The following is a 20,564-nucleotide window of genomic DNA, read 5'->3' as shown; positions in this document are numbered from 1 at the left end:
GCTCAACGCGATACCGAACCCACCGATGACGGTGATCAACGGATCGCCCGCCTCGTCGATGTCGTCGAGGGCCCGGCTCGCCAGCGCGTCCACCGCCGCGGCCGGATCGGAGCCCAGGTCGCGCCCGGCCTGCCTGCCGCGCTCGATGATGGCCTCGGCCCCGGCGTCGGACATGAATCCCCGCATGGCCGCGTAGTACTCCACCGGACCGGCCAGATCGGCCGTCGACGCAGGGGCCTGCAGATACGTGCTGACGGTGATCAGCGAGCGCGACGTGTGGCCGACCAGCGCGCGCAGATCCCACTCGCCCAGGCCGGGCCCGTCGAACGAATCCGCCGGCAGCACCTGCACCAGTCGGGCGAAAGCATGTGCTGCCGAGGCGAATACGTCGCGGGCGGCGGTCATGACGTAGCGATCTTGTCCCATCCGGCGACCGACTCCACGCTGCGCGGTTCAGGGCCGACGTAGATGGCGGCCGGGCGCACGAGCTTGCCGAGCCGTTTCTGTTCCAGGATGTGCGCGCACCATCCGGCGGTGCGCCCGCAGGTGAACATCGCGGGCATCATCGAGGCGGGCACCTGGGCGAAGTCCAGGATCACCGCGGCCCAGAACTCGACGTTGGTCTCGATGGCCCGGTCCGGGCGGCGCTCACGGAGCTCGGCAAGGGCGGCCTGCTCCAGTGCGGCGGCCACCTCGTAGCGGGGCGCCTCAAGGCGTTTGGCGGTGGCCCGCAGCACCCGCGCCCGCGGATCCTCCGCGCGGTACACGCGGTGCCCGAAGCCCATGAGCTTGTCGCCGCGATCAAGGATGCCTTTGACCACCGCGCGTGCGTCACCGGTCTTCTCGACTTCTTCGATCATCGGGAGTACTCGGGCCGGGGCGCCGCCGTGCAGGGGTCCGCTCATCGCGCCCACCGCACCCGACAGGGAGGCTGCGACGTCGGCGCCGGTGGAGGCGATCACCCGGGCGGTGAACGTCGATGCGTTCATCCCGTGCTCGGCGGCGGTGACCCAGTAGGCGTCGATCGCCTCGACGTGCTTCGGGTCGGGGTCGCCCTGCCAGCGCGTCATGAAACGCGCTGTGACGGTGTCGCATCCGTCGATCGTGCGCTGGGGGACCGCGGGCTGGTAGATGCCGCGGGCGGATTGCGCGACGTAGGACAGCGCCATCACCGAGGCGCGGGCCAACTGGTCGCGCGCGGTGGCGTCGTCGATGTCCAACAGCGGTGCGTAGCCCCAGATCGGTGCCAGCATCGCCAGCCCGGCCTGGACGTCCACCCGCACGTCGCCGCTGTGAATGGGCAGCGGGAACGGCTCGGCAGGGGGCAGGCCCGTGCCGAAGCTGCCGTCGACCAGCAGCCCCCACACATCTCCGAAGGTGACCCGGCGCCGCACGAGTTCCTCGATGTCGACGCCGCGGTAGCGCAGTGCGCCGCCGTCCTTGTCCGGTTCAGCAATTTCGGTCGTGAAGGCGACGACGCCTTCGAGGCCGGGAACGAAGTCCTCCGGTACAGCTGGCATGGCCAGATTCTTGCACCAAGCGCAGGCGTAGCGTTACCGCGGTGGCAAGTCCCCCCGAACAGACCCCTGGACACGACAACCATGACCTGGCTGCCATGCGCGTGGATTACGTCGAGAAGGACGGCTGTGGCGACCTGGACGTCGATTGGCTGGGGGAGGACCCGGCGACCGGTTGGCTGAAGCTGCTGCGGACCTGGCTGGCCGATGCCTACCGCGCCGGGGTGGCCGAGCCCAACGCCATGGTGGTGGGGACCACCGACGATGAGGGAAGACCCGTCACCCGAACGGTGTTGTGCAAGAGCATGGACGAGACGGGCATCACGTTCTTCACCAACTATGACTCCGCCAAGGGTGTACAGCTGGCCACGAATCCCTACGCGTCGGCGACGTTCCCCTGGTACCAGCTGGGGCGTCAGGTGCACGTGCGCGGTCCGGTGACCAAGGTGAGCCGTGAGGACACCGAGGAGTACTGGTCCAAGCGCCCCCGTGGTTCACAGCTGGGCGCCTGGGCGTCGCAGCAGTCGGGCCCGATCGCATCCCGTCAGGCGCTGCTGGCCCAGCTCACCGAGGTGACCGAGCGGTTCGCCGATCTCGAATCCGTTCCGGTGCCGCCGAACTGGGGCGGTTACCTGATCGCCCCGGAGAGCGTGGAGTTCTGGCAGGGCCGGGAGAACCGGGTACACAACCGAATTCGCGTGATCGGCAACCGTGCCGAACGCCTGCAGCCGTAGTGCGTAGGTTTTTCGCCGACACCACCCCGCTGCGCACACCGGATTTCCGGCGGCTGTGGTTGGCCGGGATACCGACCGTCATCGGCGCAAACCTGACCATCTTCGCGGTGCCGGTGCAGCTGTACGTGCTCACCGAGAACTCGGCGTACGTGGGCTTGTCCGGTCTGTTCGCGCTGGTACCTCTGGTGGTCTTCGGGTTGTGGGGCGGTGCCTGGGCCGACGCGATGGACCGCAGGCTGCTGCTGATCATCGCCTCGATCGGTTTGGCCGGGGCCTCGGTGCTGCTGTGGCTGCAGGCGGCGCTGGCGCTGAACAACGTGTGGGTGGTGCTGTGCCTGCTGGGTGTGCAGCAGGCGTTCTATGCGATCAACAGCCCGACCCGCTCGGCGGCCATTCCGCGGATGCTGCCGGGGGAGCAGTTGCCCGCGGCGAACTCGCTGAACATGACGGTCATGCAGTTCGGCGCGATCGTCGGCCCGCTGATGGCCGGGTCCCTGCTCAACTGGGTGGACCTGTCGACGCTGTATCTGATCGATGCCGTGACCTGTCTGGCGCCGATCTGGGCGACCTTCCGGCTGGCGCCGATGCCGCCGGCCAGCACCGAGGAAGGTGCGTCCCGCTGGGGCCTCACGGCCGTGCTCGACGGCTTCCGCTATCTGGCCGGCAACCGGGTGGTGCTGATGTCGTTCGTCGTCGACCTGGTGGCGATGATCTTCGGGATGCCGCGCGCCTTGTTCCCCCAGATGGCGCACGAGAGCTTCGGCGGCCCGGTCTCGGGCGGCACGGCGATGGCGTTGCTGGCGGCGGCGATGTCGGCCGGTGCGGTGGCCGGCGGCGTGTTCTCGGGCTGGCTGCCGAGGATCCGCAGGCAGGGGCTGGCCGTCGTGCTGGCGATCGTGGTGTGGGGCGTGGCGATGGTCGGGTTCGGTATCGCCGGTGGAATGGCGCACGGCCAGGCCGGGATGGTGTTGTGGATTGCGCTGGCGTTCTTGGCGGTTGGCGGCGCCGCCGACATGGTGTCGGCCGCGTTCCGGTCGACGATCCTGCAGCAGGCGGCCTCCGATGAGCTACGCGGCCGGTTGCAGGGCGTGTTCACCGTCGTGGTGGCCGGTGGCCCCCGGCTGGCGGACACCCTCCATGGCGCGGCGGCAGCAGCAGTGGGCACGACGGTCGCCGCGGCCGGTGGCGGTGCGCTGGTGGTCGTCGGCGTGGTGATCGCGGCGCTGGCGGTACCTGCGTTCGTGCGCTACCGCGTGAGCACGAGCAGCGTCGCCCCGCAGGAACAGTCCGAGCCTGACAAAGTATGACCACCGGCGAATGGCACCCAGCGCCACATAGTTGCCGAAAAGGACCGAAAAGCAGGCCTTTGGGGGCTAGCATCCGATCTCGTGGTTGACGTTGTGCGGCAGGCCGAGACCGGTTTGCGTGAGCGGAAGAAACAACGCACCCGGGCGATGTTGATCGAGGCCGCGATCGATCTGTGTGATCGGCAGGGATTCGAGCAGACCACGGTCGAGCAGATCGCCGCGGTGGCGGATGTGTCTCCGCGCACATTCAGCCGCTACTTCGCCACCAAGGACGCGGTCGTCCTGGCGTTCGTCGACGAGGTGATCGAGATGGTCGCGATCGAGCTCGAGGCGCAACCGGCCGAGCTCGGCGATATCGAGGCGCTGTACCGGGCCCACGTGCAGGCGTTCCTCAAGACCAAGACAGCCCCGCCCAGCCAACTCACGTCGGATCGGCTGTTGGCTTCGGCCCGCATCATCACCTCGTCGCAGGCGCTGATCCAGTCGGCTTCGGAGTTCCGCGCCGACGCGGTGAACGTGGTGCTGGCGCGGCGGATGGGAGTGCCCGGCGACGATCGCCGGCTCAAGCTGACGGCCGTCGTATGGACCGCGATCATCATGACCGGCATCGCTGAGCTGGGATCTCGGGCGAATTGGGACACCGTGACCGTGGACGACATCGTCGAGCGGATCGAATCGACCTATGCCGACTTCCTAGAGGTCGTCGCGGGCGCTGAGCAGCGCCCCGACCGCGGTTGAGCCGTTTGCAGTGACCCGTTAGTAACCCCCCGCGGGCAGCGCCGATCGATTGCGACTACCTTTTGTAGAGCAGTTGTCGGTTCCCAGGACGATGAAGGGATTCCCGTGGCCGAAAACCCGTCGAGTGGGCAGGACCTTGCCACTCTCAAGTACCCCGGTGGCGAGATTGATCTCGATATCGTCCATGCCACCGAGGGCAGTGACGGCATCGCGCTTGGTCCGTTGCTGGCCAAGACCGGCTACACCACCTTTGATGGTGGGTTCGTCAACACCGCCTCCACCAAGTCGGCCATCACCTACATCGACGGTGATGCCGGCATCCTGCGCTACCGGGGTATCCCGATCGAGCAGCTGGCCGAGAATTCCACGTTCATCGAGGTCAGTTACCTGCTGATCTACGGTGAGCTGCCGACGGCCGAGCAGTTGGAGTCGTTCACCACCCAGATCCAGCGGCACACGCTGCTGCACGAGGATCTCAAGCGCTTCTTCGACGGCTTCCCGCGCAACGCGCATCCGATGCCGGTGCTGTCCAGTGCGGTCAACGCGCTGAGCGCCTACTACCAGGATTCGCTGGATCCGCTGGACAACAAGCAGGTCGAGCTGTCGACGATCCGTCTGCTGGCCAAGCTGCCGACGATCGCGGCGTATGCCTACAAGAAGTCCGAGGGGCAGCCGTTCCTGTACCCGGACAACTCGCTGACGCTGGTGGAGAACTTCCTGCGGATGACGTTCGGCTTCCCGGCCGAGCCGTACGAGGTGGATCCCGAGATCGTCCGCGCGCTGGACATGTTGCTGATCCTGCACGCCGATCACGAGCAGAACTGCTCGACCTCCACGGTGCGCCTGGTGGGCTCGTCGCAGGCCAACCTGTTCACCTCGATCTCCGGTGGCATCAACGCGCTGTGGGGCCCGCTGCACGGCGGCGCCAACCAGGCCGTGCTGGAGATGCTGGAGAAGATCCGCACCGGCGACGACGATGTGCAGACCTTCGTCAAGAAGGTCAAGAACCGTGAAGACGGCGTGAAGCTCATGGGCTTCGGTCACCGGGTCTACAAGAACTACGATCCGCGGGCGCGCATCGTCAAGGAGCAGGCCGACAAGATCCTGGGCAAGCTGGGCGGCGACGACGAGTTGCTCGACATCGCCAAGCAGCTCGAAGAGATCGCGTTGACCGACGACTTCTTCATCGAGCGCAAGCTGTACCCGAACGTCGATTACTACACCGGCGTGATCTACCGGGCGATGGGCTTCCCGACTCGCATGTTCACCGTGCTGTTCGCCCTGGGCCGGCTGCCCGGCTGGATCGCGCACTGGCGTGAGATGCACTCGGAGCCCAACAAGATCGGCCGCCCGCGCCAGATCTACACCGGGTACACCGAGCGCGGCTACGTCGACATCAACAAGCGCTGACAATCAGCAAGCGCTGACGCTGACACGAAAGCCCGGGAGCATTGCGCTCCCGGGCTTTCGTATCGGCCGGCCCGCCGCTAATCAGATCGGGTCAATCGCTCGATCAGTTGCGCCGGTGCGTCCTCCGGCAGCAGGTGACCCGCATCGTCGATCCAGGTGAGTCCCGAGTTCGCGACTCGTTGCTCGATCCATGTCCCGTGTGGTGCGGGCAGGATCTGATCATTGCGGCCCCACAGCAGCGTCACGGGCATGTCGATGGTGCCGAGCAGATGCTCGTATTCGGCGGTGTCGTCTTCGCTGAGCTGCCGGTATTGCCGGTAGAACGCGGCCTGCCCCTCGGAACCGAGCCACGGTTCCAGATACGTTTCGAGTACCCCCGGGCGGTAGCCCTGGTGGGTGCCGTTGCGTAGGTGTGCGGTCACCAGCGCTTCATGCGCATACGGCGGAAGCTGCTCGAAGACGTTGTGGTGTTCGCGGATCAGCGCGAACAGGCCGTGCTCCCAAGTCCCTCCGGTGACGGCGTCGAACAGGGTCAGATCGGAGAATGCGGCGTGTTCGAGCAGCAGTGCCCGCAGAACGATCGCGCCGCCGATGTCACATGCAACCACGCTGGGGCGCTGGAGGTTCCACTGATGTAGCAGCTCGGCGAAGTTGCGACCCTGCGCCGCGAGGGTGAGGTCTTGGCCGTCGTGTTTGTCCGACTGGCCATAGCCGAGTTGGTCGAATACGAAGACCTTTCGGCCGCGGCGGGCCAGCGCAATTGCCACGTCGCGCCACAGGTATGACGAATAGGGCGTGCCGTGGACGAGGACGATCGGCCTTCCGTCACCGAAGGTCTCCCACCGCACGGTTCCGTCGTTCAGCTTCGCCGATCTGCTCAATGTCCACGTCATTCGAATTCCCTGACCTGTCGTGCTGCGTTTGAGTGTCCGTGTTCGTCCGAGACACCATGATGGAGCGAGACATCCGAGCTGTCGACAGCCCGACGTCAGCGCACCGCGATCGCGGCGCCGCCGGTGAGCGCCAGTAGCTGCGCGTAGGTCAGCGGCATGACCGAGTCGGCGGTGCCCGCGGCCGTCCAGATCACCGGGTAGGACGCCAGTGACTGGTCGACGACGGTGCGTAGCGGCGCCGGATGGCCCGTGGGAGCGACGCCGCCGATGACCTGTCCGGTCGCGCTGCGGACGAGCTTCGGGTCGGCCTTGCGGATGGCGGTGGCCCCGAGATGGCCGGCGACGACGTCGGTGTCCACCCGGGCGGCACCGCTGGCCATCACGAGCAGCGGTTCGCCGTCGCACTCGAACACCAGGCTGTTGGCGATCGCCCCGACCTCGCACCCCAATTGGTCGGCGGCTGCGGCGGCAGTCTTGGCGTCGGCGTCGAGGATCTTGATGGCCGATTCGATGCCTGCGGCGGCAACGGCTGCGGCGACGAGGGAGTTCCGTTCGTTCACAGTGACGATTCTGTCGGATCGGCGCCCGTAGCGCTCAGACTATTTCTCGTGGCGGACAACACCGTTCATCATCGTCAGCTTGACCTGGGCCTGGTGGATCTCGTGCGGCGGGATCGCGGTGAGGTCTTTGTCCAGTACGACCAGGTCGGCCAGCTTGCCCGCGGTGATGGAGCCGAGGTCGTTCTCGCGGCGCAGTTGGTAGGCCGGGCCCATGGTTTGGGCGGTGATCGCCTGGTCCAGGCTCAACCGTTCTTCGGGCCGAGGTAGCGGCGTCTGGTCGGTTTTGCCCAGTTCTCTTCTGGTGACGGCGATCTCGATCGCCTCGAGGGGGCGGAAGGTGCTGTAGTAGCTCGCCGCGGGCCAGTCGGAGCCGAAGGACAGGCGGGCGCCGCCGTTGGACAGTGACTTGAACGGATACATGCGATCGGCCCGCTCGGGCCCGAGCCGGACGGTGGTCACGTTGTGCCAGTACGGGTCCGGTGCGGCCCATTGGGCGGAGACCTGCGCGATGACACCGAGCTTGCCCAGCCGTGGAATATCCTGTGGGTCAACACATTGCAGATGTGCGATGGCGTTTCGCCGGTCGCGTTGCGGGTTGGCCTCGATGGCGGCCGCGATAGCGTCGAGCGTCATGCGGGTTGATCTGTCGCCGATGCAGTGCACGTGGATGTCGATTCCCTGTGCGTCGGCGCGCTTGACGACGTCGTTGACCTGATCGGCGGAGAACAGCGGTTGGCCGCTGGTGTCGGGCTTGTCCGCATACGGCGCGAGCATCGCCGCGGTGCGTCCGGCATCCACGCCGTCCATCACGATCTTCAGCACGTTGACGTGCACGAGCTCGGTTTGGGGTCCGTCGCGCAACGCCAGGATCTTGGGCAGCGGATCGACGTCCGGCTGGTTGTAGTAGTAGCTGCCGGTGACCCGGAAGGGCAGCTTGCCCGCCGTCTCGAGGTCGCGGTAGTGCCCGAAAGCCTTGTCCTCCGGCATGATTTCGACGCCCGCGTCGAACATCGAGGTGATGCCGGCCTCCGATGCCTTGGGCGCCCATTGGGTCAGCGACTCGGTGACGAACCCCTCGTCCATCGGCACGACGGAGTTCAGCACCTGCATGTAGGCGGGCACCTCGACGAGGTACCCGGTCGGGGTGCCGTCGGGATCGCGCTGGAACACGCTGAAACCCGGAACCGGATCGGCGGAATCCCTGGTGATCCCGGCGAGCTCGAGGGTCTTGGTGTTGACCCACGCCGAGTGGGCGTCGATAGCGATCAGCAGCACGGGCCGGTCCGGCCAGATCGCATCGAGGTCCTCGCGTCTGGGCCCGGTGGCGGGGAATGCGTCGTAGCGCCAGCCGAAACCGCGCACCGGGCCGCTACCGGCGACGGTGGGGGCATGGTCGCGTAGTGCCGCGAGGATGGCGTCGCGCGTGTCGAACTGGAGGTCCACGCCGCGGGTGATGGCGCTGCCGGCGATGGGATGGATGTGGCCCTCGGCGAACCCGGGGAGCAGCATGCCGCCGTCGAGGTCGACCACCCGCGTCGACGGCCCGGCCAGCGCCATGGCCTCATCGGCCGTGCCGACGTGCACGATCTGTTTGCCCCGGGTGGCGACGGCTTCGGCTCTCGGCTTGGCCGGGTCGACCGTGTAGACGGTCCCGTTGCGGAAGATGACGTCGGCGCTCCCGGAGGACGGCTGGCTCCGGGAATTGCAGCCGGCCAGCACGACCGGCGCGGCGCCCATCAGCGCGAGCACGGTCAGGGCTTGGCGGCGGGACATCTGGTGATCACTCGGTTCACGCATGGGTTTCCGTTCCGGTTGTCGTCCGGATGGGTGAGTCCGCGTTTGCTGGTGGCGATCACTGTAGTGGGGCCGGCGAACCGCTGCGGCGGGTTTCGACTTGCCTGATTGATAGTTGTAGTTTCACAATAGTTGTGTGAATACAACTGTCGGCTCGCTCAGCGCACGGCGCAAGGCGATCATCCTCGTCTCGTGTTGTCTGAGCCTGCTGATCGTGTCGATGGACGCCACCATCGTCAACGTCGCGATCCCGAGCATCCGTGACGATCTGGGTGCCTCACCGTCGCAGCTGCAGTGGATCGTCGACGTCTACACCCTGGTGCTGGCGTCGCTGCTGTTGCTGGCGGGCGCCACCGGCGACCGCTTCGGCCGCAGGCGCACGTTCCAGTTGGGTCTGACGATCTTCGCGGTGGCCTCGCTGCTGTGCAGCCTGGCGCCCAACATCGAAACCCTCATCGCGGCCCGCTTCCTGCAGGCCATCGGCGGCTCGATGCTCAACCCGGTGGCCATGTCGATCATCACCCAGGTGTTCACCGGCCGGGTGGAGCGCGCCCGCGCGATCGGCGTCTGGGGCGGGGTGGTCGGCATCTCGATGGCACTGGGCCCGATCGTGGGCGGGGCGCTGATCGAATACGTGGACTGGCGCGCGGTGTTCTGGATCAACCTGCCGATCTGCGTCCTGGCCCTCGTGCTCACCGCGATCTTCGTGCCGGAATCCAAGTCGGCGACGATGCGCGACCTCGACCCCGTCGGCCAGGTGCTGGGCGTGGCATTCCTGTTCGGCGTCGTCTTCGTGCTCATCGAGGGCCCGGGCTTCGGCTGGACCGACCCGCGCACCCTCGCCGTCGCCGTCGTGGCGCTCGCGGCCCTGGTGGCGTTCCTGCGCTACGAATCGCGCCGCAAGGACCCTTTTATCGACCTGCGCTTCTTCCGCAGCGTGCCGTTCGCCTCGGCCACCCTGATCGCGGTCTGTGCGTTCGCCGCGTACGGGGCGTTCCTGTTCATGATGTCGCTGTACCTGCAGACCGAGCGCGGCTACTCGGCGATGCACACCGGCCTGATCTACCTGCCGGTCGCCGTCGGCGCGCTGATCTTCTCGCCGCTGTCGGGCCGGCTGGTCGGCCGGTACGGCAGCCGGCCCTCGCTGCTGGTGTCGGGAGCGACGATCACCGTCGCCACGGTCCTGCTGACCCGGTTGACCGGCGACACCCCGGTGTGGCAGCTGCTGGTCATGTTCGCGGTGTTCGGCATCGGCTTCTCGATGGTCAATGCGCCGATCACCACCACGGCGGTCAGCGGTATGCCACTGGACCGCGCCGGTGCGGCCTCGGCGGTGGCCTCCACCAGTCGTCAGGTCGGCGTGAGTATCGGTGTGGCCCTGTGCGGTTCGGTCGCGGGTGCGGCGCTGGCCGGGACCGGCATCGATTTCGCCGCGGCCGCCCGACCACTGTGGTTCGTCTGTGCCGCACTGGGTTTGGTGATCTTCACACTGGGCGTCGTCTCCACCACGCCGTGGGCTCTGCGTTCCGCGCAGAAGCTGGCGCCCCTGATCGGTGAACACCATGTCCCGGAGGTGACCCATGCCCGATGACCGGCGAACCGACTTGGCCGACGGGGTGTGGCATGAGCTGACCGCGTTGGTGTTCGACCACCGCGACGGCTGGCGCCGGGCGGTGATCGACGAGACCGGGCTGCCGTTCAGCCGTATCCGCATCCTGAAACGGCTTGCGCGCGAACCACTGACCGTCAAGCAGCTTGCCTACGCGGCGACGGTCGATGCCCCGGCGGCCACGGTCGCGGTCAACGACCTTGAGGAGCGCGGGCTGGTGGTGCGTGCGATCGACCCGGCCAACCGGCGTTGCAAGCTGGTGTCGCTGACCGACGCCGGGCGGGCGCTGCTGGCGCGCATCGACCGGATCGAGGATCCGGCGCCGGAAGCGCTCGCCGCGCTCGACGCCGGGGACCTCGAAGTCCTGCGGGCGATCCTGCGCAAGATCACCACGCCTTAGCCCTCGACCGGGATCAATTCTCGCCCCACCCGCCCTGCACCATGGTCTGGAATTTCCAGACGCCGTCGCACTTGACCAGCAGATCGCCGTAGCGGACCCGCTGGCTGAACCCGTCGGCGGTGAACGTCGCGTCCGTGATGACGAACACCAGGTTCTCGTTGATGAAGTGCGGCGTTCGGGTCGACTCCATCGTGAAATCGGTGCTCTGGCTCAACTGTTCGGCCATCTGCGCGATGAACCCGGCCCGGTCGACGGACTCGGCGCTGCCGTCGGTCACCTCGTTGAGCGGGAACATCGCCTGATCCGCCATGCCCTCGGCGTCCTTGCTCGTCGCCAGGGCGTCGTAGCGGGCGAACCACGCCAGTACCGAGTCGACATCGGCGGTGGTGGGGGTGAATTCGCAGGCCTGCGGCATGGTCACCATGGTGCTCCTCGGCGGTAGGATTACTCTGTACGGCATACACTGTACACAGTACAGAGAGGATGGCGGTGTGAGAGAACGCGCAGGTGGGGATCGCAGCAGTGCCGGCGATCCGGTACGCACGCTCGAACTGCTCTGGCGTGAGCCGGGTCAGGGCGCGCGCACCCGCGGGCCGAAACAACGCACGACGGTGGACGCGGTGGTCGACGCCGCCATCCGGATCGCCGATGCCGACGGCCTCGACGCGCTCACGATGCGGGCGGTCGCCGTGCAACTGGGTGTGACGCCGATGGCCACCTACACCTATGTGCCGGGCAAGGCCGAACTGCTGGACCTGATGGTCGATACCGTCTACCGGCAGATGCCGCGACGCGACTTCGTCGGGAAGCCGTGGCGGGAGAAGGTTTCCGTCATCGCCGAGGACAACCTCGCGATGTTCGAGACGCATCCCTGGATCACCTACCTGCCGACTACCCGCCCGCCGCTGGGCCCGGGCATGATGGCCAAGTACGAGCACGAGCTCAGCGCGTTCGACTCACTCGGACTCAGTGACCTCGACATGGATTCGGCGCTGACGTATGTGCTTGGCTTCGTGAACTCGGTCGCCCGGATCGCCATCGATTCGCGCCGGGCCGCGGCCGACAGCGGCCAGAGTGACGGGCAGTGGTGGGAACGCGTCGGCCCTCTGCTGGAGCGCGTCCTCGACGGTGACCGATATCCGTTGGCCTCGCGGGTGGGGACGGCGGCCGGCCAGGCATTCGACGCGGCCTACAGTGCCGCGCACGCCTACGAGTTCGGGCTGGCGCGTGTGCTGGACGGACTGGCCGACCTCATCGGCACAGACTGAGCCCGTCGCCTCAGCTTTCGAGCACCGCCATCGCGGCGTTGTGGCCGCCGATGCCGGAGACGGCGCCGCCGCGCACCGAACCCGAGCCGCACAACAGGATCCGGTCATGGGCGGTGGCCACACCCCAGCGCTGGGCCGGCGTCTCCGATGCGGCGTCGTCCTCGGCGAACGGCCACCGCAGCGCGCCGTGGAAGATGTTGCCCGCGGTCATCCCCAGGGCCTGCTCCAGGTCGGTTGTGGTCTTGGACTCGATGCACAGCCGGCCGGCGCCGTCCTCCATGAGGACGTCCTGGATCGGTTCGGCCAGAACCGAATTGAGCGAGTTCAACACCGCCGAAGTCAGCCGGTCGCGCGTCCGGTCGGGATCGCCCACGGCTAGTGAGTGCGGGGTGTGCAGCCCGAAGACGGTCAGCGTCTGAGCCCCCGTGGCCCGCAGGTCCTCGGACAGGATGCTGGGATCGGTCAAGGAGTGACAGTAGATTTCGCACGGGAGCGGATCGGGAACACGCCCGGCGGCCGCGGCGTCGTAGGCCCCGGCCAGCTGGCTGAACGTCTCGTTGATGTGGAATGTGCCGCCGAATGCCTGCTCGGGCGTGACGTGTTCGTCGCGGAGCCGGGGGAGTCGGCGCAGCATCAGGTTGACCTTCACCTGCGCGCCGGGGGCGGTCTCGGGAGCCGGTTCGCCGAGCAGGTCGGCGAGCACTGCGGGGGTGACATTGGCCAGCACACGCTCGGCGGCGACGCGCCGCGCCGATCCGCCCCGGCGATAGCGCACCTCGCCATCCGGATCGATCGCGTAAACATCTGCACCGGTGATGATTTCGGCGCCGAAGCCCGCCGCGGCGGCGGCCAGGGCCCCGCTCACCGCACCCATCCCGCCGACCGGCACATCCCAGTCGCCGGTGCCGCCGCCGATCAGGTGGTAGAGAAAGCAGACGTTCTGGATCAGCGACGGATCGTCGATGTCTGCGAACGTGCCGATCAGTGCGTCGGTGGCCATCACGCCGCGCACCAGATCGTGCGACACCGCGGCGGTGATCGCCTGGCCGATGGGCTGTTCGATCAGCGCTTCCCAGGCCGCGGCTGTTTCGGTGTCCGCTCCGCTGAGCACGTCGCGTCGCATCTCGGCCCGGCTGCGCAGCGGCTGCAGCAGCGTCGGCCAGATCCGGGACGTGACCAGCCCGCACCGGCGGTAGAAGTCGCTGAACCCGGCCGCGTCGGCGCCGGCGCCGATCGCGTCGAACGTCGGCTTCGGGCCGACCAGCAGTCCGGTCGCACCGCGGGTGGCCGGATCCGGCGTGTAGGACGAGATTCGGCGCCGCGACAGCCGGATTCGGGCTCCCAGATCGGTGACGATGCGTTGGGGCAGCAGGCTGACCAGGTACGAGTACCGCGACAAGCGGGCATCCACACCGTCGAAGGCGTGTGCCGAAACTGCTGCGCCGCCTACGTGGTCGAGACGTTCGAGCACCTGGACCCGGCGTCCCGCCCGGGCCAGGTAGGCAGCGGCCACCAAGCCGTTGTGCCCGCCGCCGACGATGACGGCGTCCAACGCCTTTTCTGTCACGTCACGCCCTGCCGGTCAGCCTCGATAGCCTTCGACCTCGTCGGCTCCGCGTTTCTGGGCCAGGCCCGGGTCCTGTCCCGTTTCACGCAGCGCACGGCGCTGCCGCAACAGGTCCCAACACTGGTCGAGAGCGACTTCCAGCGATCTCAGTCGTTGTTGCTCTTCGGATTCGTCGATTTCCCGGCGCTGCACTCTGGTCCGGAGCTCCTGCTCCTCGGCAACGAGCCGGTGAACTTCGGCGAGGATGTCCTGATCTTTGGCCACACAACCAGTCTGCCGGACTACCGTTGATCCGGTGAGTACAAAACCTGACATCGAGTTTCCGGACGGACCTGCCCCCACTGAATTGGTCGTCACCGACCTGGTGGTCGGCGACGGCCCCGAGGCAGTGCCCGGTGGCACCGTCGAGGTGCACTACGTGGGCGTCGAATACGACTCCGGTGAGGAGTTCGACAGCTCCTGGAATCGCGGAGAATCCATTGAATTTCCATTGCGGGGCCTAATTCAGGGCTGGCAGGACGGAATTCCCGGGATGCGGGTCGGCGGTCGGCGCCAGCTCGTCATTCCGCCTGCACAGGCTTACGGTCCGGCGGGCTCGGGGCATCGGCTTTCGGGCAAGACGCTGATCTTCGTGATCGATCTGCTCGCCGCCCGTTGACGTTTCCATGGGTTCGGAAAGTATTGGCCGAACCTAACCGTCAATTTCCATTTGCTGCTACCGTCAACCTGTTTCGCTGCTGTAGATAACTGTTCGTCGACTTCAGGGAGTGCCCAAAATGTCGGGTTCGGACGAATCTCGGACAATCACAGGCTGGCAAACAGCCTCCAAGTTATATCGGCGACCACCCGGTTTGGGTTGGTTGCTGGCGCTGGCGGCAGTTCCATTGTTGCTGGGGCTGATCGGGTGGGGCGGACTCGACCGCTCGAACAGGAACGCTGATGTCACTCTTCCCGATGTGAATCCCACGGCGACATTGACCGCTCCGGACGTGAATGCCCCGGACGTCAACGCACCCAATGTCAATTTGCCGAACCTTTCGTTCGCGCCGTTGTCGATCACCCGTAACGGCAACGACTTCACCCTCACCGGTGATCTGCCCGACGCGGCCGCCAAGACCTCGCTGCTGGACTGGCTGCGCGGAAAGTTTGGTGCGGACGTCAATCTGGTCGACAATCTGAATCTGCGCCCGGGTGTGAGCACCCCCGATGTGTCGGCCCTGGGCAAGGTGTTCGACGCCTCGGCCGACATTCCGGATTTCAACTTCAGCATCGACGGTGACACGCTGACGCTGACCGGTACGGCGCCGTCGGCGCAGGTGCGCGACGCGGTCGAGGCGGCCGCCAAGGCAGCCTGGCCGAACATCAAGCTCGTCAACAACATTCAGATCGCGGCCGCACCGGCTGCCCCCGCGCCTCCGGCTCCTGGTGCACCGGGTGCTCCCGGTGGTACGCCCGGACCGTGCGCGGTGTTGCAGGGTGATGTCAGCGCTCTGTTGAAGACGCCGATCAACTTCAGCACCGACGGGTTCGCTGTGGCCCCGTCCTCGCAGCAGTTGTTGTCGCAGGTGGCCGACAAGCTCAAGTCGTGCGAAGGCGCAAAGGTGGCCGTCACCGGTTACACCGACAGCTCGGGCAATGACGCCATCAACATCCCGCTGAGCGGCAACCGCGCCAAAGCTGTTGCCGACTATCTGGTTTCGCAGGGTCTGGCGGCCGATCACGTGACGTCGTCCGGCGCGGGTTCGGCGAATCCGATCGCCAGCAATGACACCCCCGAAGGCAAGGCGCAGAACCGCCGTGTCGAGATCACGGTCAATTAGGGAGATTCGACATGGACTTCGTAATCCAATGGTTGTGGTATCTGCTCGCATTCGTGGTGGGGTCGCTGGTGGCCTGGCTGATTTCGGTGGTGACCGTCAAGCCCACCAGTGAGGAAGAGGCGTTCGCCGAACTGCCCGGCTCGCGTGAGATTGGAGCACGACGATGAGCGACGTGAACTGGTGGTTGATGGCCCTGGCCTTTGTGCTCGGCCTGGTACTGACGCTGGCGCTGACCCTGCGCAGGGTGAAGCGCGAGGTGCCGGTGTACGGCGCGCTGGGGCGTCGTCCCGACGCCGCGGCCGGAGCCGGTGGTAAGGCCGCGGCCGTCGGCGGAACAGCCGGAGCTGCAACGGCCGTCGCCGATGACGCCACGACCAAGCTGCCCCGGGTCAGCTCTGGCGACGAGCCCACCACGCAGCTGCCCAAAGTCAGCGGCGGTGCCGCAGCGGCCGGTGCGGCTGCCGCCGGTGCAGCCGGGGCGGCCAAGTTCGCCTCCGGCGGAGGTGCCCACGAGGCGGCCGATGACGACGTCAAGGTCGTCGAGGAGACGCCGTACGGCGCTGGTTCGGTACGGGTCTCGGGTGCGGGCACCCCGACGGGTTATCTGATCAAGGGCAACGAGGATTCGATGCTCTATCACTCGCCGGAGAGCCCGTCGTACTCGGTGACCATCGCCGAGATCTGGTTCGCCGACGTCGAATCCGCCGAGGGTGCCGGGTTCAACCGCTGGGACAGCGGTAAGTCCCAGCGCGACAAGAAGTAACAGCACAAGACGCGCGAGCAGACGCGGCGGTACCCGAAAACGCCATCGGCAGGGTACCTAAGCGTCTGCTCGCCGTATTGACGGGACTATTTCTAGTGCGGACCGGGCAGGCGTAACAGCAGCCGCGCCCCGCCCAGCGGGCTGGATTCCAGAGTCGCTGTACCGCCGTGCAAGTCGGCCTGCTGGGCCACGAGCGCGAGTCCCAGTCCGGAGCCCGAGCGCGACGCGGTCGACCCACGCGAGAACCGGTCGAACACCATTTCGCGTTCTTCCTCGGGCACGCCCACGCCGTCGTCGTCGACCGCGATCTCCACTCCCTCGCGCGAGCTCACGGCCGACAACTGCACCCGGGTGGCGCCGCCGTGCTTCACCGCGTTGGCGATCGCGTTGTCCACCGCCAGCCGCAGTCCGGTCGGCAGCCCGATGATGATCACGGTGGGCGAGGGCGCCAGTGAGACCTCGAGGTCGGGGTAGACGCGCATGGCGTCGTGGGCGGCGCGGTCGAGCAGTTCGGTGATGTCGACGGTGACGTGGTCGTCGGTGGTGGTCAGTTCCCCCTGGGCCAGGCGTTCCAGGGCGCCGAGGGTGGCCTCGATCCGCGACTGGGTGCGGATGACGTCGCCGACCACTTCCTTGCGTTGGTCGTCGGCCAGGTCAAGGGTCGACAGGACCTCCAGGTTGGTCCGCATCGCGGTCAGCGGGGTGCGCAACTCGTGGGCGGACACCGAGGCGAAGTCGCGGGCCGAGGTCAACGCGGCCTTGGTGCGGTCCTGTTCCTTCCAGATGCGCTGCAGCATGCCGTTGACGGCATCGGCGATCTCCACGGCCTCGCTGGCGCCGCGAACCTCGACGTCGGGGGCCTCGTCGCCCGCCTCGATCTCGCGAGTCTGCTCGGCCAGCCGTTTGAGCGGGCGGACCGCGAACGCGGCCAGCACCCAGCCCAGCACGGTGGCCGCGCCGACGGCGAACACGCAGATGATGAGCACCCGTCGGTGCAGGTTGTTGGTGTCGGCGATGGTGGCGTCGTACGTCGCGCCGACTGCCACCCACATGGGTCCGGGGGCGGGGATCTGCACGGTGCGGACCCGCCAGCGCACCCCGTCGATGTACGTGTCGGCGTAGCCGTCGGGCAGCTCGGGCAGGATCACGTTCGAGTTCGACGAGACGTTTCCGGCCTGACGCACGGTGATCACGGCGTCCTGGTCGCTCGGGGAGCGGGGGATCTCGCCGAGGCCGCGCGGCAGGAACGGGATGGCGAAGCCTGCGGCTTCGTCGAGGCGCCGGTCCAGTCGTTCCTTGCGGTCGTTGGTGATGCCGACCCAGACGATGGTGCCGACGATGACGACGACGATCGCTGCGCCGATGGCGGTGGCGAACGCGACCCGGGTCCGCAGCGACGGTGTGCGGCGGAAGATCCGGGTCAGCGGCCTCATTTCCTACTGCGTCCTGAGGACGAATCCGACCCCGCGGACGGTGTGCAACAGCCGTGGCGCGCCACCGGCCTCGAGTTTGCGGCGCAGGTACCCGATGAACACGTCCACCACGTTGGTGTCGGCGGCGAAGTCGTAGCCCCAGACCAGTTCCAGCAACTGTGCGCGGGACAGCACGGCGGTCTTGTGCTCGGCCAGCACGGCCAGCAGGTCGAACTCGCGTTTGGTCAGGTCCACGTCCACCCCGTTGACGCGGGCGCGGCGGCCCGGGATGTCGACCTCCAGCGGGCCCACCTGGATGGTCTCGGAGGAGAAGGTGGCCGACGCGCCGCGGCGGCGCAGCAGGGCCTTGACCCGGGCCACCAGCTCCTGCAGCACGAACGGTTTGACCAGGTAGTCGTCGGCGCCGGCTTCCAGGCCGGCCACGCGGTCGTCGACGCTGCTGCGGGCCGAGAGCACGCAGACCGGCACGTCGTTGTCCATCGCGCGCAGCGCGGTCACCACGCTGACGCCGTCGAGTACGGGCATGTTGATGTCGAGCACGATCGCGTCCGGGCGGGTCTCGGTGGCGCTGCGCAGCGCTTCGGCCCCGTCCACGGCCGTAGAGACGGTGAACCCGGACAGCCGCAGCCCACGTTCCAGCGAGGCGAGCACGTCAGGGTCGTCGTCAACGACGAGGACCCGGGGCGAGGCCATGCCACTGGTAGCGCTATCCATAACCGCCATCTTGCCCGATGAACAACGGTGATTCGCGCAGGCTCCCAGGGAAGTCCCCGGGGATGTTTTTGACCTCAATAATTGTTCAGGTTTTACGGTGATGCTCATGAATATGGAAACAGTGGCCAGGCAGTCGCTGTACCGGCAGACGCATGCGCGCGACGGTGACCTGCGCGCACTGGCCGACCGGCGGTTGCTGTCGCGGATCTGGCGCTTCTCCGCGCGCCACCACCGCAGGCTGGGCGGTTTCGTCGCGATCAGCGTGGTCAGTGCGCTGCTGACGGTGACGACACCGGTGCTGGCCGGCCGGGTGGTGGACGCGATCACGCGGGGCGGCCCGGCGTCGACGGTGGTGCTGCTGGCCGCGGTGATCGCCGCGGTAGCCGTCGCCGAAGCCGCGGTGGCCCTGTTGACCAGGTGGTTGTCGTCGAACATCGGCGAAGGTCTGATCCTGGATCTGCGCACCGCGGTGTTCGACCACGTGCAACGCATGCCGGTGGCGTTCTTCACCCGCACCCGGACCGGCGCCTTGGTGAGCCGCCTGGGTAACGACGTGATCGGGGCGCAACGGGCGTTCTCCGACACGCTCTCGGGCATCGTCGCGAACCTGGTGACCCTGACGTTGACGCTGGTCGTGATGCTCAGCATCTCGTGGCAGATCACCCTGCTGTCGTTGGCCCTGCTGCCGTTGTTCGTGCTGCCCGCCCGGCGCATCGGCACGAGGATGGCCGGGCTGTCCCGGGAGGCGGCCACCCACAACGCCACGATGAACACCCAGATGACCGAGCGGTTCTCGGCCCCGGGGGCCACCCTGGTCAAGTTGTTCGGCAGCCCGCAGACCGAGTCCGACGAGTTCGCGGCGCGTGCCGACCGGGTGCGCGACATCGGGGTGCGCACGGCGATGCTGCAGTCGACGTTCATGAACTCCCTGACGCTGATGTCGGCGCTCGCCCTGGCACTGGTCTACGGGCTGGGCGGCGTACTCGCGATCGGCGGGCAGATGCAGGCCGGCGCGGTGGTGTCCCTGGCGCTGCTGCTGACCCGGCTGTATGCGCCGCTGACCGCACTCGCCAACGCGCGGGTCGAGATCGCCAGCGCCCTGGTGTCATTCGAGCGGGTTTTCGAGGTGCTCGACCTGGTGCCGCTGATCGCCGAGGAACCCGATGCCGTGCCTGTGCCGGATGGTCCTGTCGAGGTCGAATTCGACCACGTCCGGTTCTCCTACCCCTCGGCGGACAAGGTGTCGCTGGCCTCGCTGGAAGAAGTGGCGACGTTGGACGACCGCGGTGGTGACGAGGTGCTGCACGGCATCTCGTTCACGGCCCGGCCCGGGCAGATGGTGGCGCTGGTCGGATCGTCGGGGGCGGGCAAGTCGACCATCGCGTCGCTGCTGGCCCGGCTCTACGACGTCGACTCCGGTTCCATCAAGCTCAACGGTGCCGACGTGCGGGACGTGACGTTCGCGTCGCTCAAGGACACCGTGGGCATGGTGACCCAGGACGGGCACCTGTTCCACGAGTCGATCCGCGCCAACCTGTTATTAGGACGACCGGACGCTGGATCCGCTGTCGCCGCCGGGGCGGCTCCGGAAGAAGACCAACTCTGGGAGGCGCTCCGCCGGGCCCGGCTCGACGATGTGGTCGCGGCGATGCCCGACGGCTTGGACACGGTTGTCGGTGAGCGCGGATACCGTCTGTCCGGAGGACAGCGGCAGCGGTTGACCATCGCGCGCCTGCTGTTGGGACGATCACGGGTGGTGGTGCTCGATGAGGCGACGGCGTCGCTGGACTCGGCCTCGGAGGCGGCGGTGCAGCAGGCCCTCGCCGAGGCGCTGGGCGGGCGCACCTCGATCGTCATCGCGCACCGGTTGTCCACGGTTCGCGCGGCCGATCTCATCCTGGTCGTCGAGGACGGTCGCATCGTCGAACGCGGCACCCACCGCGAGTTGCTCGCCCGTGGTGGCCGCTACGCCGAGCTGTACGACACGCAGTTCTCCGAGGAGGTCCCGGCGGCATGAGGTTAATCGTTTGCCCCTGA

Annotated in this window: 22 protein-coding genes; 12 read left to right on the top strand and 10 right to left on the bottom strand. The window is 67.4% G+C overall.

The genetic code is table 11. The features are described from left to right. Together TX88_RS33965 and TX88_RS23585 are read right to left on the bottom strand one after the other, a co-directional pair. The coding region (locus TX88_RS33965; RefSeq protein WP_409365892.1) for a maleylpyruvate isomerase N-terminal domain-containing protein at positions 1–426 on the bottom strand (426 nt) is incomplete at its 3' end. Next, positions 402–1,520 carry a citrate synthase 2 gene (locus TX88_RS23585; RefSeq protein ID WP_044520300.1) on the bottom strand — a complete coding sequence of 373 codons (1,119 nt, stop codon included), beginning with the start codon at positions 1,518–1,520 and terminating at the stop codon, positions 402–404. The genes TX88_RS33965 and TX88_RS23585, both read right to left, overlap by 25 nt. 95 nt (positions 1,521–1,615) lie before the next feature. Here TX88_RS23585 and pdxH point away from each other — a divergent pair, with 95 nt between their 5' ends. The 4 genes from pdxH (at position 1,616) to TX88_RS23565 (ending at position 5,706) form a co-directional block, all read left to right on the top strand. Next, entirely contained in the window at positions 1,616–2,251 is a 636-nt protein-coding gene (gene pdxH, locus TX88_RS23580; protein WP_044520299.1) for a pyridoxamine 5'-phosphate oxidase, read from the top strand. Then, on the top strand, positions 2,251–3,558 hold the full coding sequence (locus TX88_RS23575; RefSeq protein ID WP_044520298.1) for an MFS transporter: 1,308 nt from the start codon (positions 2,251–2,253) through the stop codon (positions 3,556–3,558). The genes pdxH and TX88_RS23575 overlap by 1 nt, the downstream gene beginning before the upstream one ends. Positions 3,559–3,639: 81 nt before the next feature. After that, positions 3,640–4,296: a TetR/AcrR family transcriptional regulator gene (locus TX88_RS23570; RefSeq protein WP_044520297.1), complete on the top strand. Its 657-nt coding sequence runs from the start codon at positions 3,640–3,642 to the stop codon at positions 4,294–4,296. A 105-nt stretch (positions 4,297–4,401) separates the two neighbouring features. Continuing rightward, positions 4,402–5,706, top strand: a complete 1,305-nt coding sequence (locus TX88_RS23565; RefSeq protein ID WP_044520296.1) for a citrate synthase — start codon at positions 4,402–4,404, stop codon at positions 5,704–5,706. A gap of 77 nt (positions 5,707–5,783) precedes the next feature. On the opposite strand, the gene TX88_RS23560 is transcribed toward TX88_RS23565, so the two are convergent. The 3 genes from TX88_RS23560 to TX88_RS23550 all read right to left on the bottom strand — a co-directional run bounded on the left by TX88_RS23560 (position 5,784) and on the right by TX88_RS23550 (position 8,956). Beyond that, on the bottom strand, positions 5,784–6,599 hold the full coding sequence (locus tag TX88_RS23560) for an alpha/beta fold hydrolase (RefSeq protein WP_110918140.1): 816 nt from the start codon (positions 6,597–6,599) through the stop codon (positions 5,784–5,786). A 95-nt stretch (positions 6,600–6,694) separates the two neighbouring features. Then, on the bottom strand, positions 6,695–7,159 hold the full coding sequence (locus tag TX88_RS23555; RefSeq protein WP_209447088.1) for a YbaK/EbsC family protein: 465 nt from the start codon (positions 7,157–7,159) through the stop codon (positions 6,695–6,697). Between the two features lie 39 nt (positions 7,160–7,198). Next, on the bottom strand, positions 7,199–8,956 hold the full coding sequence (locus tag TX88_RS23550) for an amidohydrolase (RefSeq protein WP_244438594.1): 1,758 nt from the start codon (positions 8,954–8,956) through the stop codon (positions 7,199–7,201). Positions 8,957–9,089: 133 nt separating this feature from the next. Here TX88_RS23550 and TX88_RS23545 point away from each other — a divergent pair, with 133 nt between their 5' ends. Beyond that, entirely contained in the window at positions 9,090–10,544 is a 1,455-nt protein-coding gene (locus tag TX88_RS23545; RefSeq protein WP_044520294.1) for an MFS transporter, read from the top strand. After that, on the top strand, positions 10,534–10,962 hold the full coding sequence (locus TX88_RS23540) for a MarR family winged helix-turn-helix transcriptional regulator (protein ID WP_044520293.1): 429 nt from the start codon (positions 10,534–10,536) through the stop codon (positions 10,960–10,962). Before TX88_RS23545 ends, TX88_RS23540 begins: the two co-directional genes overlap by 11 nt. 13 nt (positions 10,963–10,975) lie before the next feature. On the opposite strand, the gene TX88_RS23535 is transcribed toward TX88_RS23540, so the two are convergent. After that, positions 10,976–11,386, bottom strand: coding sequence for a hypothetical protein (locus tag TX88_RS23535; RefSeq protein WP_084622092.1), 411 nt, complete (start codon positions 11,384–11,386; stop codon positions 10,976–10,978). 67 nt (positions 11,387–11,453) lie between these two features. On the opposite strand from TX88_RS23535, the gene TX88_RS23530 reads away from it, so the two are divergent. After that, positions 11,454–12,230, top strand: coding sequence for a TetR/AcrR family transcriptional regulator (locus TX88_RS23530; RefSeq protein WP_044520287.1), 777 nt, complete (start codon positions 11,454–11,456; stop codon positions 12,228–12,230). A 10-nt stretch (positions 12,231–12,240) separates the two neighbouring features. Here the strand turns inward: TX88_RS23530 and TX88_RS23525 are convergent, their stop codons facing one another. Beyond that, on the bottom strand, positions 12,241–13,797 hold the full coding sequence (locus TX88_RS23525) for a phytoene desaturase family protein (RefSeq protein WP_044520285.1): 1,557 nt from the start codon (positions 13,795–13,797) through the stop codon (positions 12,241–12,243). A 15-nt stretch (positions 13,798–13,812) separates the two neighbouring features. Next, positions 13,813–14,061 (bottom strand): DUF2630 family protein, encoded by a 249-nt coding sequence (locus TX88_RS33495; protein WP_084622090.1) that lies wholly within the window; start codon positions 14,059–14,061, stop codon positions 13,813–13,815. Positions 14,062–14,092: 31 nt separating this feature from the next. Here TX88_RS33495 and TX88_RS23515 point away from each other — a divergent pair, with 31 nt between their 5' ends. From TX88_RS23515 to arfC, 4 genes are all read left to right on the top strand, one after another. After that, positions 14,093–14,455, top strand: a complete 363-nt coding sequence (locus TX88_RS23515) for an FKBP-type peptidyl-prolyl cis-trans isomerase (protein WP_044520282.1) — start codon at positions 14,093–14,095, stop codon at positions 14,453–14,455. Between the two features lie 118 nt (positions 14,456–14,573). Next, positions 14,574–15,617 carry a channel-forming protein ArfA/OmpATb gene (gene arfA / locus TX88_RS23510; protein ID WP_044520279.1) on the top strand — a complete coding sequence of 348 codons (1,044 nt, stop codon included), beginning with the start codon at positions 14,574–14,576 and terminating at the stop codon, positions 15,615–15,617. Between the two features lie 11 nt (positions 15,618–15,628). Continuing rightward, the gene (gene arfB, locus TX88_RS34590) at positions 15,629–15,784 is read left to right on the top strand and encodes a channel accessory protein ArfB (RefSeq protein ID WP_029110268.1); all 156 of its coding nucleotides are present in this window, start codon (positions 15,629–15,631) and stop codon (positions 15,782–15,784) included. Next, positions 15,781–16,380 (top strand): channel accessory protein ArfC, sunset domain variant, encoded by a 600-nt coding sequence (gene arfC, locus TX88_RS32900; protein WP_049925305.1) that lies wholly within the window; start codon positions 15,781–15,783, stop codon positions 16,378–16,380. The genes arfB and arfC overlap by 4 nt, the downstream gene beginning before the upstream one ends. A 92-nt stretch (positions 16,381–16,472) precedes the next feature. Here the strand turns inward: arfC and TX88_RS23495 are convergent, their stop codons facing one another. Both TX88_RS23495 and TX88_RS23490 read right to left on the bottom strand, forming a co-directional pair. Then, the gene (locus tag TX88_RS23495) at positions 16,473–17,813 is read right to left on the bottom strand and encodes a sensor histidine kinase (protein WP_044520276.1); all 1,341 of its coding nucleotides are present in this window, start codon (positions 17,811–17,813) and stop codon (positions 16,473–16,475) included. A gap of 3 nt (positions 17,814–17,816) precedes the next feature. Continuing rightward, a complete protein-coding gene (locus TX88_RS23490) occupies positions 17,817–18,527 on the bottom strand; it encodes a response regulator transcription factor (protein ID WP_044520274.1) in 711 nt (236 codons plus the stop codon). 106 nt (positions 18,528–18,633) lie between these two features. Between TX88_RS23490 and TX88_RS23485 the strand changes: the two genes are divergently transcribed. Further along, a complete protein-coding gene (locus tag TX88_RS23485) occupies positions 18,634–20,544 on the top strand; it encodes an ABC transporter ATP-binding protein (RefSeq protein ID WP_044521810.1) in 1,911 nt (636 codons plus the stop codon). The last annotated feature ends 20 nt before the right edge of the window (positions 20,545–20,564 follow it).

The sequence above is a fragment of the Mycolicibacterium septicum DSM 44393 genome (assembly GCF_000455325.1).
Classification (GTDB): Bacteria; Actinomycetota; Actinomycetes; order Mycobacteriales; family Mycobacteriaceae; genus Mycobacterium; species Mycobacterium septicum.
The sequence above is the reverse complement of the archived record's forward strand: the minus strand, read 5'-3'. Positions and strand labels throughout refer to the sequence as shown.

Bases quoted from the DNA above. Each gene is read 5' to 3' on its own strand.
- arfB (WP_029110268.1), top strand. From the start codon at position 15,629: ATGGACTTCGTAATCCAATGGTTGTGGTATCTGCTCGCATTCGTGGTG.
- arfC (WP_049925305.1), top strand. From the start codon at position 15,781: ATGAGCGACGTGAACTGGTGGTTGATGGCCCTGGCCTTTGTGCTCGGC.
- arfA (WP_044520279.1), top strand. From the start codon at position 14,574: ATGTCGGGTTCGGACGAATCTCGGACAATCACAGGCTGGCAAACAGCC.
- TX88_RS23585 (WP_044520300.1), bottom strand. From the start codon at position 1,520: ATGCCAGCTGTACCGGAGGACTTCGTTCCCGGCCTCGAAGGCGTCGTC.
- TX88_RS23560 (WP_110918140.1), bottom strand. From the start codon at position 6,599: ATGACGTGGACATTGAGCAGATCGGCGAAGCTGAACGACGGAACCGTG.
- TX88_RS23535 (WP_084622092.1), bottom strand. From the start codon at position 11,386: ATGGTGACCATGCCGCAGGCCTGCGAATTCACCCCCACCACCGCCGAT.
- pdxH (WP_044520299.1), top strand. From the start codon at position 1,616: ATGCGCGTGGATTACGTCGAGAAGGACGGCTGTGGCGACCTGGACGTC.
- TX88_RS23490 (WP_044520274.1), bottom strand. From the start codon at position 18,527: ATGGATAGCGCTACCAGTGGCATGGCCTCGCCCCGGGTCCTCGTCGTT.
- TX88_RS23550 (WP_244438594.1), bottom strand. From the start codon at position 8,956: ATGCGTGAACCGAGTGATCACCAGATGTCCCGCCGCCAAGCCCTGACC.
- TX88_RS23495 (WP_044520276.1), bottom strand. From the start codon at position 17,813: ATGAGGCCGCTGACCCGGATCTTCCGCCGCACACCGTCGCTGCGGACC.
- TX88_RS23540 (WP_044520293.1), top strand. From the start codon at position 10,534: ATGCCCGATGACCGGCGAACCGACTTGGCCGACGGGGTGTGGCATGAG.
- TX88_RS23485 (WP_044521810.1), top strand. From the start codon at position 18,634: ATGAATATGGAAACAGTGGCCAGGCAGTCGCTGTACCGGCAGACGCAT.